Raw genomic sequence first — 12966 nt, 5'->3', positions numbered from 1 at the left:
GGAGTTCATGCAGGCTCTACTTTTACAAAGAATAATGGTACAGAAGTGGTCAATTTTTTTTGTAGTTATCATATGTGCTATTATCAATTTCTTTAAAATACCTTATTTAGATAATCCCTCAATAGGCATTTTTGCGGTTGTTTTTTCTGCTTCCATTGTTGGGGGATTATATGATAGTGATTATAAAATTAACTGGGAATTGTTTGTTAATAGTCTCCCGTTAACTAAAAAAACACAGCTTCAGGCTGATTATCTATATTGCTATGGAATCGTAATATTGCTGTTTTTCCTAATGGCACCAGCTTATTTTTCACAATCCGCTGCGAACGAAAATTTCTCAGAGCATTTCGCCATGTATTTTGCTTATATTAGCAGTGCCTCTCTGCTCATCTGTACACAGTTTTATATCCATCATCTAGAAGAGACGAAGGGGATGCGTAATTTTAGGATGATCATTGCTATTCTTATTATTTTTATCATCAATTTTCCAATTCATTACTATCTATCACTAGTAGCGGCCAATTTATTGATCATTTTAATCCCCACAATTATCTGTCTTATCATTAGCATTTTTATTTTCCATAAAAGCTTGACATTGTATTTAGCAAAAGAAGTTTATTAAAAGAGATAGAAATAGGCTACCAAAACGGGTGGGCACTGACAATTTCATTTTTATAGTAGAGATCTGTCTTTTGTTAAAGTTGAAAAAACTTAAAAAAGTCGATTTGCATCACATTTTTTGTGGCAAACCGACTTTTTTAGTGCTCTCAAAAATCTTAGTTATATGGGCTAAGCTTTAATTTCGGAATATTTATGCCTTAGGGCCGATTATGGCGATGGCTGGCTCCGCTTTTAATATTTTCGCAATTAGACGTTCCACTGACGCCATTGAAACTGCATCAATAGCTGTTAGTACCTCGTCCACAGAGCGATGCTTTCCATGTACCAGTTCACTTGTACCATTACGATTCATCCGAGCACCAGTCCCCTCTAATCCAAGCACAAAACTGCCCTTAAGCTGCTCCTTCGCATTATCAAGCTCCTCCTCTGTTACGCCGCCTGCCACAATATCAAGTAATGTCGCATCAATTGTGTGCTGGAGCTGTGATAATTGTTGACGACTTGTACTACCATAAATCGTAAATGCTCCGACGTCAGCATAGCAGGATTGGTAGGAAAAAATCGTATAAGCCAAGCCTCGTTCCTCACGAACTTCCTGGAATAAGCGAGAGCTCATATTGCCCCCAATTATATTATTAAGAGCTATAAAACTATACATATCTGGATCTTTTACACCCATTGCTGGATAAGAGATTGCTACATGTGCTTGCTCTGTATCACGTATTTTTGTTATCTCTCCTGGATGAAATTGTGGGTTTGTTAATTCTGGTGCAACCTCAAGAGGAGATGCTTGGTATTGTCCAAATAAATCAATTATTGCTTGTAGGAGTTTTTCGGAAATATTGCCTGCTAATGAAATAACTACTGATTTCGGGCCGTAGTGTTTAGCCATATAAGCGCGAATCATATCTGCTGTAAATGTTTTTAATGTAGCAGCAGTGCCTAGTATTGGACGACCAAGCGCATCATTTGGATACATTACTTCCCATAGCTTTTCATGAACATCGTCATCTGGTGCATCTTCACTCATTAAGATTTCCTCTAATACGACTTGTCGTTCCTTCTCTAACTCCTCCTCTGCAAATGTAGAGTTAAAGAACATATCAGCAAGTATTGTGACTGCAAGCTCTGCATGATGATCTAAAACTTTAGCATAATAGCATGTATTTTCCTTAGAGGTAAAAGCATTTAATTCTCCACCAATACGATCAAATTCCTCGGCAATTTGACGAGCAGTGCGCGTTGCTGTTCCTTTAAACAGCATGTGCTCAATAAAATGAGTAATCCCATTCTCTTCAGGTAATTCATAGCGAGAACCTGCATTCACAAAAATGCCTAAAGCTACCGATCTTACATGATCAATTTGCTCAGACACAATACGCACACCATTGTCACATGTATGTACTTGTACCATAAAATTCCCTCCATCTTGATTTAAAAAAGGCTGCGCAACATACGCAGCCTTTGCTATTCCCTATTATTTACCTTGCTCAGCGCGCTCTTTTTCCTCTTGAATAACAACTTTACGAGATAAATTCACACGTCCTTGCTTGTCGATTTCAATCACTTTTACAAGTAATTGATCACCAAGTTTTAAAACATCTTCTACCTGCTTTGTACGTTCCTCTTGGATTTCAGAGATATGAAGTAAACCATCCTTACCTGGGAAGATTTCACAGAAAGCACCGAATTTTTCAATACGCTTCACTGTCGCTAAGTAGTACTCCCCTACTTTTGCTTCACGTACGATATCTTCAATAATTTGTTTTGCACGTGCATTCATTTCTTCATCTGCAGAAGAGATGTAAATTGTACCGTCTTGCTCAGTATCAATTTTTACCCCAGTTTCTTCAATAATTTTGTTAATTTGTTTACCGCCTGGTCCAATGACATCACGGATTTTATCAGGGTTAATTTTCACAATGACAATTTTCGGTGCAAATTCAGATAATTTTTCACGTGGTTCAGCAAGTGTCGCAAGCATTGAATCTAAAATATGCATGCGCCCAATTTTAGCTTGTGTTAATGCTTCTTCTAAAATATTGCGGGATAATCCATCGATTTTAATATCCATTTGTAGGGCTGTTACACCTTTAGCTGTACCTGCAACTTTAAAGTCCATATCTCCAAGGTGATCTTCCATTCCCTGAATATCTGTTAAGATGGAGTAATACTCACCTTTTTTAATAAGACCCATTGCAATACCTGCTACAGGTGCTTTTAATGGAACACCCGCATCCATCATTGCTAACGTGGAGGCACAGATGGAAGCCTGAGAAGTAGAACCATTCGATTCAAGCACTTCTGATACACAACGAATCGTATATGGGAATACAGATTCATCTGGAATAACTGCTTCAAGTGCACGTTCTCCTAGCGCTCCATGTCCAATTTCACGACGACCTGGTCCACGAATCGGTCCTGTTTCCCCAACTGAGAATTGAGGGAAGTTATAATGATGCATAAAGCGTTTAGATTCTTCTACACCTAATCCATCAATAATTTGCACATCTCCAAGTGCCCCTAGAGTACAAATTGACAATGCTTGTGTTTGTCCACGTGTAAATAGTGCTGAACCATGCGTACGCTGTAATAATCCCGTTTCTGATGAAAGTGGACGGATCTCATCAAGTTTACGACCATCTGGACGAATTTTATCTTCTGTAATTTGACGGCGTACTTCATCCTTTACCATCTTATCTAGAATTGTATAAACCTGCTTCATTGTTTCATCATCAGCTTCTTGCTCTTCGTAAGAAGCAATAACACGATCTTTTACTGCTTGAATCGCTTCATCACGAGCATGTTTTTCTGCTGTTTGAATGGCATCATGCATGTCAGACTCACAAGCTGCCTTTATATCTGCTTGAATCGCTTCATTAATTTCAAATAATGTTACTGGTAATTTTTCCTTTCCAACCTCAGCAGCAATTTGCTCTTGGAAAGCAATAATTTTTTTAATTTCTTCATGACCAAACATAATGGCCTCTAACATTATCTCTTCTGGAACTTCAAGTGCACCTGCTTCAACCATGTTGATAGCATCTTTGTTCCCAGCTACAGATAAATGAATAGTTGAATGATTTGATTGTTCCACTGTTGGGTTCACGATGAATTCACCATCAATATAGCCAACCTGTACACCTGCTATTGGTCCATCGAATGGGATATCGGAAATAGCTAGTGCTAATGAGGAACCAACCATAGCTGCCATTTCAGACGTACAATTCGGATCATTGGACATAACCATTGAAATGACTTGGACTTCATTACGGAACCCATCTGGGAACATCGGACGAATAGGACGGTCGATTAGACGGCTTGCAAGAATCGCTTTTTCAGATGGACGACCTTCACGTTTAATAAAGCCGCCAGGAATTTTACCTGCAGCATATAGGCGTTCTTCATAGTTTACTGTTAATGGGAAGAAATCAAGTGGTTTTGGTGATTTTGACATTGTTGCTGTTGAAAGTACTGAAGTATCGCCATAGCGTACTAATACAGCTCCATTTGCTTGTTTTGCTAACTGTCCAACTTCGATTACAAGTGGACGGCCAGCCCATTCGTAGGAATAGACTTTCTTCTCGTTCATTCAATGAACCCCTCTCTATTATAAAAACACTTACTTCGTCTGTATGTACTAATAGTAAGTGTACCAAAAATGCTTGTTCTATGCTAAAAAATATTTCATGAAATAATCATACATTTAAAATCAATTATTGCCAATTTATTTAAGATTTATTTTTATATTTAATTGAAAAAGCACTTTTATACTTCTGTTATATGAATTTGACTTAAAATAACCCTTCCTTATAGGAAATAATTGGATAAATCATTATTTTCAAATGCAGGTTTACACAATAGGTTATCATACCACATCTTTCTAGTATAATGAAAGTTAGGCACATAGTAAAGTTTAAGCATAGATAGCCACAGAAGAATAAAAATGATTGGCATGATGAAGCGGTCCAACCCAATAAGATCATGACCATTGTAAAAATGCAACATATGAATTGACCCTGAGCCCTAGTAAAATTCTTTCCAGGGAATAAGAACTTTTATGACTAACTCATTATGTTGTGTTGATAACCTCTCCATTTAGTTGCTAAATATTTCCTTTTTCAAGTGTACTATTTTTGTATATCGTTAATCGTTGACAAGAATTTTAATTACTAATCTGACTAAAAAACAAAAAAGACTATAGACAAACAAAGTTGTCTATAGTCTAAAACAGGAGCAATCCTGCTTTTAAATTAGCGACGTAAGCCTAAACGGTTGATTAGTTCACGGTAACGTTGTACGTCAGTTTCACGAAGATATTTTAATAAGTGACGACGACGACCTACCATTTTTAGAAGACCACGCTCAGAGTGGAAATCTTTTTTGTGAGTACGTAAGTGTGTGTTTAGAGCATTAATTTCCTCTGTTAACACTGCAACTTGTACTTCTGGTGAACCAGTGTCACTTTCGTGAGTGCGGTACTCAGCGATAATTTCGTTTTTACGTTCTTTTGAAATAGCCATTTGTATGGACCTCCTAAATTATAATAAATCCCCATTAGCACAGTACACGTTGGAGTTATCGATATACCGAGCTAAGGTTAAGCATTTATGCACTTATGAATGTTACCATAAATCAAAAGGTCAAGCAAGTGATAACGTAATTCTATTCAAATACCGAAGCAGAAAAACACAGCACATTGACCATGTTTAACCGTTATTGTTGGAAAGTATTAAAATAGTCGATCGCTTCCTGTTTATCCTTTTCAATTTGTGCCTTTAATGCTTCAATACCATCAAATTTACGTTCACTTCGAATACGTTTATACCAAGCAACATGTACTTCTTCGCCATAGATGCTCTTTTCGAAGTTTAGTATATGAACCTCAATAGATAATTGCTTATCATTTGGGTCTTTAAATGTTGGTTTGTAGCCTACATTACATACGCCATCATACCAATTATTTTGTACAAATAAACGGACAGCATAGACACCGCTTGCTGGAATATAAGTCCCCTCTAGTGCTTGAACATTTGCAGTAGGGAAGCCTATAGTACGTCCTCGCTTATCACCATGTATAACAATACCTGCGATTTCAAAGGGTCGACCTAGCAGCATTCTTGCAGCTTCCATGTCTCCCTCCTGTAAAAGTTTACGAATTCGTGTAGAGCTAATTTTTTCAATATCATCCGTTTTCTTTTCAACAATCGTCACACCATAATCGCCATTACTCAAAGCATGCATCTCCTCCATTGTGCCCTTTCCAAATGCACCAAAGGAGAAATCAAAGCCAGCTGTAACATGTTGAATATTTAATCCACGGATAAACGTATCAATAAAGGCTGCTGGAGAAAGCTTGGCAAAATCTGAAGTAAAATGTACGACAAATACCGTATCCACACCTTGTTCTTGAAACAGTTGCAATTTTTGCTGTAGCAATGTAATATAAAAAACCTTTTCGTTACGTCCACCAAGAACTATAGAAGGATGTGGATCAAAAGTCATCACTGCAGTCGAAATTTGACGCTTGTCTCCTTCTTCCTTCGCTGCCTTGATAACTGCCTGATGCCCTCTATGTACACCATCAAAAAAGCCAATTGCTAATGAATAAGGCTGCATGCTTTCTCGTTGCTGTAGTTGATGTGGGTATTTTAAATGAATGACCTCCATACAAAAATCCTCCTACTCTATCGTCGGAAACATTTTATGTGGTTTCATCAACCCTTCCTTCGTTGGATGTGGTTGATAAACCGCCATTGCTTTCCCATTGATTCCAAAAACAATTTTATCATGTATCTTTAATAATGTATCTGCCGGAAGCACTTGTCCATTGAAAATTTCTTTTTCATTAGCAGCAGTAATTTCAATATATGGAAAGTCTGTTAATGCATACTCAACTGGTAAAATACATCTATCAATTTGTTCAGCTTCCATCAGCTCAGCAACCTGTCCCAATGTAAAGCAATTTTCTTGTGTAAATGTGCCTGAGGCTGTGCGTACAAGCTCTTGCATATGTGCAGGATAACCAAGTGCTTCCCCTATTTGTACGGCTAATGTGCGGATATATGTGCCCTTACTACAAGCTATGCGAACTGGAAACGTAATTTCTTGTCCTTCATATAGTTCGATCTCATCTAAAAGCTCTAAAGCATAAATTGTCACCTGACGTGTCGGTCTTTCAACGGTTTCCCCTTTACGAGCATATTCATAAAGGCGTTTACCATTGACTTTGACCGCAGAAAACATAGGTGGTGTTTGTTCAATGACTCCTGTTAAAGAAGCTAGCACCTCTAATAATTGACCTCGAGTGAATTGCTTGATGTTGGTATTCTGTTCAACTGTTTCACCTTCTGCATCCTCAGTTGTCGTTGTTCGACCAATAGAAATGATAGCTTCATAGGTTTTTCCTGCATCTGTTAAATACTCTGCAATCCTTGTTGCCTGTCCAATACAAATTGGTAGAACACCCTCTACACCTGGATCAAGTGTACCTGTATGTCCTACTTTTTTTGTGCGTAAAATTTTTCGTAATTTAAAAACACAATCATGGCTTGTCATGCCACGTTCCTTCCAAAGTGGTAAAATACCGTTCATATAGCTCCTCCCAAAACTTCTTTGTTGTAAAATTGCCAAATCAACAATTTTTCCTACAATAAAAAGCCTGCCTGCATGAATATGCATGTGGCAGACTCTTTATCTTTTACTTATTCTTTGTGTAAACCTCGTAGCAATGTATCAATACGGTTTCCATATTCAATCGATGAATCAAATTCAAAGATTAATTCTGGTGTACGGCGTAATCGGATACGTGAACCGATTTCTGAACGAATAAAACCAGAGGCCTTTACTAAAGCTTTTAGTGTTTCTTCTCGTTCACGTTCATTGCCTAAAGTTGTAATATAAATAGTCGCTTGCTGTAAATCACCTGTTACCTCAACACCCGTAACAGTAACAAACCCAACACGCGGATCTTTTATTTTACGGCCAAGAATATCACCGAGTTCTTTTTTCATTTGCTCAGCAACACGGTTTGAGCGTAGAGACATAATTTGTCACCTCTATTTCGATTCCAGATAGTGTGCTTACTCTTTTAGATGTAGTGGAATGATCTTAACATATAAATGACACAGCTATCTTTTGTTACTTATAAATAATCTCGCCACACATTGAGCTGTTCCCATGACGGATTTGACTGTAAGAAATGAAGCGCATGATTAATTTCTCGCTCGGCCGCTTCTTTTGAAGAAGAAACAGCAACAAGTGCTAATTTTGTGCGCTGCCATACATTTTGATGGTCAATTTCCGCAATGGATACATTAAACTTTTGCTTTGTGCGGGTAATCATACGCTGTAGGACAGCACGTTTTTCCTTTAACGAATGGGCAGTTTGAATGATGAATTCAACCTCTGCGTAGACAATCATTAGACGCGTTTAACTTCTTCCATAATATAGGCTTCAATAATATCGCCTTCTTTAATATCGTTGAAGTTTGTAATTGTAATACCACATTCGTATCCCTTTGCAACTTCTTTCACTTCATCTTTGAAGCGTTTAAGTGTATCTAATTCACCTTCAAAAATTACTACATTGTCGCGGATTACACGTACGCCAGAATCACGCGTTACTTTACCTTCTGTTACGTATGAACCAGCAATTGTACCAACTTTTGATACTTTAATTGTTTGTCGAACTTCTGCTTGACCAATAATTTTTTCTTCGAATTCTGGATCAAGCATACCTTTCATCGCTTGTTCAATTTCTTCAATTACTTTATAGATAATACGGTGTAAGCGAATATCTACGCCTTCTTGTTCAGCAGCACGTTTTGCATTAACGTCTGGACGAACATTAAAACCAATTACAATGGCATTTGATGCAGCAGCAAGAGAAATATCAGACTCTGTAATTGCCCCTGCGCCAGTGTGAATAATTTTTACGTTAACGCCTTCCACATCAATTTTCATTAAAGATGCAGCCATAGCTTCAACAGTACCTTGAACGTCAGCCTTCACGATAAGGTTAAGTTCTTTCATTTCACCTTGGCTCATTTGTTCAAATAGATTATCCAATGTTACGCGCTGTTTTTCAGAGCGTTGTGCTTGTATGGCAGACATTGCACGTGTTTCACCTACTTGACGTGCTGTTTTTTCATCTTCAAAAACAACGAAGCGGTCTCCAGCTTGCGGCACATCATTTAAGCCCGTAATTTCTACTGGCGTTGATGGTCCAGCCTCTTTTACACGACGCCCCTTGTCATTTACCATCGCACGTACTCGCCCATAAGTATGACCAACAACAATTGGGTCTCCTACTTTTAGTGTGCCATCTTGTACTAATAGTGTTGCAACAGAACCACGACCCTTATCAAGCTGTGCTTCAATAACAGTACCTATAGCTAGGCGGTTAGGATTTGCTTTTAATTCCCCAACTTCTGCAACAAGTAAAATCATCTCAAGCAATGTATCGATGCCTTCACCTTTTAATGCGGAAATTGGTACAAAAATTGTATCTCCGCCCCATGCCTCTGGAACAAGACCATGCTCTGTTAATTCTTGCATTACACGATCAGGATTCGCTGAAGGTTTATCCATTTTATTGACAGCAACAATAATTGGTACTTCTGCAGCTTTTGCGTGGTTAATAGCTTCTACTGTTTGTGGCATGACACCATCATCTGCAGCTACCACTAAAATTGTTAAGTCTGTTACTTTTGCCCCACGTGCACGCATTGTTGTAAAAGCAGCGTGACCAGGTGTATCCAGGAACGTAATTTTTTTGTCGCCTTCAGTTACTTGGTAGGCACCAATATGCTGTGTAATACCACCAGCTTCTCCTGCTGTAACTTTTGTATGGCGAATTGAGTCTAATAATGTCGTTTTACCATGGTCAACGTGACCCATAATTGTTACAACTGGAGGACGTTCCGATAATTCCTCCTCGTTTACTTCTTCTGTTTGTTCGAAGTGTGTTTCTAAATCCGTAATATCCACACGGATTTCTTCTTCAACTTCTACACCGTAGTCTGCGCAAATTAATTCAATTGCATCCTTATCTAATTCTTGGTTAATTGTTGCCATTACACCAAGCATAAATAACTTTTTAATGATTTCTGATGGTTCACGATGTAGTTTTTTGGCTAATTCCGCAACAGATAGTGATTCAACAAACGTAATTTTTTCTGGTAATTCCTTTTGTTTCACTGGTATTGATGGTTGATGTGTTTTTGGATGGCGACGTTTGCCTCCATGAATTCCTGGTTTTGGACGTTGGTTAAAACCACCGCCACCTCTACGATTATTATTATTATTGTTATTATTATTATTTTGTGTCATATTTCGATTTTGATTACCTTTTGTATTCTTAGATTTTTCGTTAGACGAATTTGAGTTTTGATGCGTTTGTTGCTGATTGTTTGCTCTAGGCTTAGAAGTAGCAGATTGCTGCTTTTGTCCTTCTTGCCTTTTCATCGATTGCTGTGGTTTTTGTTGTCCATTAGGTTGTGTTCTTTGTGATACGTTTTGAGTAGGTTGTTTCACTTCTTTTTTTCCTGATGTACTAAATGTTTGGTTTAACTTTGACACAATGTCTTTTTCTAACATAGACATATGATTTGTTACACTCACATTTAATTTACTTAGTGCTTCAATAACCTCTTTACTCGTTTTATTCACTTGTTTTGCATATTCATGAACTCTGATTTTGGTCATCTGCTCACCCCCGATTATTTTTCGTTGAGTAGACTAGACAATTTACTTGCAAAACCTTTATCGGTAATAGCTAAAGCCACTCGGGCCTCCTTACCTGTAGCATGTCCTAGATCATAACGATCACCAATTACATGATACTCAACGTTGTAGTACGTGCATTTATCTTGAATTTTCTTGCTAGAGTTTTTAGAAGCATCGTTTGCAAGCAGTACAAGCTTAGCATTACCATTGCGGACTTCCTTTACTACTAACTCTTCTCCTGAAATGACTTTACGGGCTCTTGCCGCGATTCCAAGCAAATTAAACACTGCTTGCTGGATCATATTATAGACTCCCTACGAATCAACAATAGTAGTTCATCGTATATTTCTTCAGGTATTTTTACATCAAGCTGGTGCCCTAAAACATTTTTCTTACGAGCGATTTCAACTGCCTCCTCTGATTTAGAGACATAAGCACCTCGTCCGGATTTCTTTCCAGAAATATCCACGCTTACCTCACCCTCTTTTGAACGAACAACACGAATCATTTCTTTTTTTGGTAGCATTTCTCCGGTAGCTACACATTTGCGAAGAGGTATTTTTTTATTAACAGCCATAAGAATCACCTTTCCTCTCTGAAGCTTGTCGTAAGAGGTGGACTAGCCACGCATTACCTCAGTCATGTCCTGATTAAGAAACCATAACTTTTTACAAGGTAGACAATGCCATTATTCAGTCGACGCCCTCAACGTCCACTGAATAGTGGCAGCAGACTAGTCACACGGCCTTTCTTACTTATTCTTCGTCGTCTTGATATAAGTCAACTGCTACATCCTCAAAATCACTTTCTTCATCTTCAGCAGGAATGAAAGTGCTTGTAGCAGATGGATAAATACCTAGCTCACGGGCATCTGTTTCACTTTTAATATCAATTTTCCAACCAGTTAGCTTTGCAGCTAAACGTGCATTTTGACCACGCTTACCAATTGCCAGAGATAATTGATAGTCAGGTACGACAACCGTTGTAGATTTTTCTTCTTCGTTTACTTGCACATCTAAAACCTTTGAAGGGCTAAGAGCATTTGCCACGAAAACAACTGGATCTTCTGACCATTCAACAATATCGATTTTCTCTCCGTTTAATTCATTGACAATAGTCTGAACACGAGCACCTTTTGCTCCTACACATGAGCCGACTGGATCTACTTCTTCATTATGTGCATATACAGAAATTTTTGAACGATCTCCCGCTTCTCGAGCAATTGATTTAATTTCTACAATACCTTCATAAATTTCAGGTACTTCCATCTCAAATAATCGACGTAGTAACCCTGGATGTGTGCGTGACACAATGACTTGCGGTCCACGAGTTGTTCGCTCAACCTTTGTAATATAGACTTTAATACGATCATGCGGATGATATTTTTCACCTTGTATTTGTTCATTGACTGGTAGAGCAGCTTCTACTTTACCTAAGCCTACATAAATATTACGAGCATCAAGACGCTCAACAACACCAGTGACAATATCGTCTTCACGGTCTACGTATTGTTCGTAAATTAAGCCTCGTTCAGCCTCGCGTACACGTTGTGTCACGACTTGTTTTGCTGTTTGAGCAGCAATACGACCAAAGTTGCGAGGTGTCACTTCTTGCTCAACCACATCTTCTAATTGATAAGCAGGGTTGATAGCCTTGGCATCCTCTAAAGATATTTGTAAGCGGTCATCCTCAACCTCTTCTACAACATCTTTACGTGAAAAGACACGAATAGAGCCCTTATCTAAATTTAAGTCCACACGAACATTCTGTGCTTGATTAAAGTTGCGTTTGTAAGCTGTAACTAATGCCGCTTCAATTGCCTCAATTAACACATCTCTTGAAATTCCCTTTTGTTCTTCTAGCGCAGTTAGCGCATCTAACAAATCACTACTCATTTTGTTTTCACTCCTAAATATGCATTATGCTGAAAAATCGATGGCTAATCGTGCCAATGCGATTTTTTCTTGTTCAATGGTTACTGTTATTTTGCGCGTTTTAATACGTACTTCCATCACTAATGTATGTTCATTGTATGACGTTAAGTAGCCTTGGAATTCCTTCATGTCCTTAATGGGCTCATAGGTCTTTACGTAAATAAATTTACCAATCGCTTTTTCAAAATCAGCATCTTTTTTTAGTGGACGTTCTGCTCCAGGTGAAGAAACTTCTAAATAATAGTTTTGTGTAATTGGATCCTTTTCATCCAATAGTAGACTAAGTCTTTCACTTACTTGAGCACATTGGTCAATGTCAATTCCGCCTTCAGGTGTATCGACATAAACACGTAAAAACCAGTTACGCCCTTCTTTTACGAACTCGATATCCACTAACTCAAGGTTTAACTCTTCTACAATTGGATTAGCGAGCTCTTCAATTAAAGATGGTACTTTGCTCATTGTTGCCTCCTGTATCTATTAAATTCTAGCGTAATAACGATTCATTACGAAATCCTATAATGAACCATAATAAAACAGAAATTCCACCATTGATTTGGTGAAATTTTACGGTCTTACCTGCTGTTAGTCAAAAATTTGTTTTGCTACGGTATAACAACAGAAAAGAGCGGGAAGGCCCCACTCTTTTGCTGGAAAATTATCAACAAATTATTACCATAAG

Annotated in this window: 13 protein-coding genes; 1 reads left to right on the top strand and 12 read right to left on the bottom strand. The window is 38.1% G+C overall.

Going from position 1 to position 12966, the window contains the following annotated elements:
• The first annotated feature begins 7 nt into the window (after positions 1 to 7).
• On the top strand, positions 8 to 622 hold the full coding sequence (locus tag B2R82_RS15945) for an ABC-2 transporter permease (protein WP_286925865.1): 615 nt from the start codon (positions 8 to 10) through the stop codon (positions 620 to 622).
• 189 nt (positions 623 to 811) lie between these two features.
• Here B2R82_RS15945 and B2R82_RS15940 read toward each other — a convergent pair whose 3' ends face one another.
• The 12 genes from B2R82_RS15940 to rimP all read right to left on the bottom strand — a co-directional run bounded on the left by B2R82_RS15940 (position 812) and on the right by rimP (position 12746).
• Positions 812 to 2035, bottom strand: a complete 1224-nt coding sequence (locus tag B2R82_RS15940) for a M16 family metallopeptidase (protein WP_286925864.1) — start codon at positions 2033 to 2035, stop codon at positions 812 to 814.
• Positions 2036 to 2098: 63 nt separating this feature from the next.
• Positions 2099 to 4213, bottom strand: coding sequence for a polyribonucleotide nucleotidyltransferase (gene pnp / locus B2R82_RS15935; protein WP_286925863.1), 2115 nt, complete (start codon positions 4211 to 4213; stop codon positions 2099 to 2101).
• A 661-nt stretch (positions 4214 to 4874) separates the two neighbouring features.
• Entirely contained in the window at positions 4875 to 5144 is a 270-nt protein-coding gene (rpsO, locus tag B2R82_RS15930; protein WP_286925862.1) for a 30S ribosomal protein S15, read from the bottom strand.
• 193 nt (positions 5145 to 5337) lie between these two features.
• Positions 5338 to 6291: a riboflavin biosynthesis protein RibF gene (ribF, locus tag B2R82_RS15925; RefSeq protein ID WP_286925861.1), complete on the bottom strand. Its 954-nt coding sequence runs from the start codon at positions 6289 to 6291 to the stop codon at positions 5338 to 5340.
• Positions 6292 to 6303: 12 nt separating this feature from the next.
• Entirely contained in the window at positions 6304 to 7215 is a 912-nt protein-coding gene (gene truB, locus B2R82_RS15920; protein ID WP_286925860.1) for a tRNA pseudouridine(55) synthase TruB, read from the bottom strand.
• Between the two features lie 110 nt (positions 7216 to 7325).
• Positions 7326 to 7667 (bottom strand): 30S ribosome-binding factor RbfA, encoded by a 342-nt coding sequence (rbfA, locus tag B2R82_RS15915; RefSeq protein ID WP_283871199.1) that lies wholly within the window; start codon positions 7665 to 7667, stop codon positions 7326 to 7328.
• 98 nt (positions 7668 to 7765) lie between these two features.
• On the bottom strand, positions 7766 to 8044 hold the full coding sequence (locus B2R82_RS15910) for a DUF503 domain-containing protein (RefSeq protein WP_054770642.1): 279 nt from the start codon (positions 8042 to 8044) through the stop codon (positions 7766 to 7768).
• Positions 8044 to 10329 carry a translation initiation factor IF-2 gene (infB, locus tag B2R82_RS15905; protein WP_286925859.1) on the bottom strand — a complete coding sequence of 762 codons (2286 nt, stop codon included), beginning with the start codon at positions 10327 to 10329 and terminating at the stop codon, positions 8044 to 8046. The genes B2R82_RS15910 and infB overlap by 1 nt, the downstream gene beginning before the upstream one ends.
• 14 nt (positions 10330 to 10343) lie before the next feature.
• Positions 10344 to 10652 (bottom strand): YlxQ family RNA-binding protein, encoded by a 309-nt coding sequence (locus tag B2R82_RS15900; protein ID WP_054770641.1) that lies wholly within the window; start codon positions 10650 to 10652, stop codon positions 10344 to 10346.
• Complete coding sequence (rnpM, locus tag B2R82_RS15895) at positions 10649 to 10927, bottom strand: RNase P modulator RnpM (protein ID WP_283871197.1); 279 nt, start codon at positions 10925 to 10927, stop codon at positions 10649 to 10651. Before rnpM ends, B2R82_RS15900 begins: the two co-directional genes overlap by 4 nt.
• Before the next feature lie 178 nt (positions 10928 to 11105).
• A complete protein-coding gene (gene nusA, locus B2R82_RS15890) occupies positions 11106 to 12245 on the bottom strand; it encodes a transcription termination factor NusA (protein WP_054770639.1) in 1140 nt (379 codons plus the stop codon).
• A gap of 24 nt (positions 12246 to 12269) precedes the next feature.
• Complete coding sequence (gene rimP / locus B2R82_RS15885; protein WP_286925858.1) at positions 12270 to 12746, bottom strand: ribosome maturation factor RimP; 477 nt, start codon at positions 12744 to 12746, stop codon at positions 12270 to 12272.
• Between the last annotated feature and the right edge of the window lie 220 nt (positions 12747 to 12966).

Source organism: Lysinibacillus sp. UBA6686, from assembly GCF_002455205.1.
Classification (GTDB): domain Bacteria; phylum Bacillota; class Bacilli; order Bacillales_A; family Planococcaceae; genus Lysinibacillus; species Lysinibacillus pakistanensis.
The sequence above is the reverse complement of the archived record's forward strand: the minus strand, read 5'-3'. Positions and strand labels throughout refer to the sequence as shown.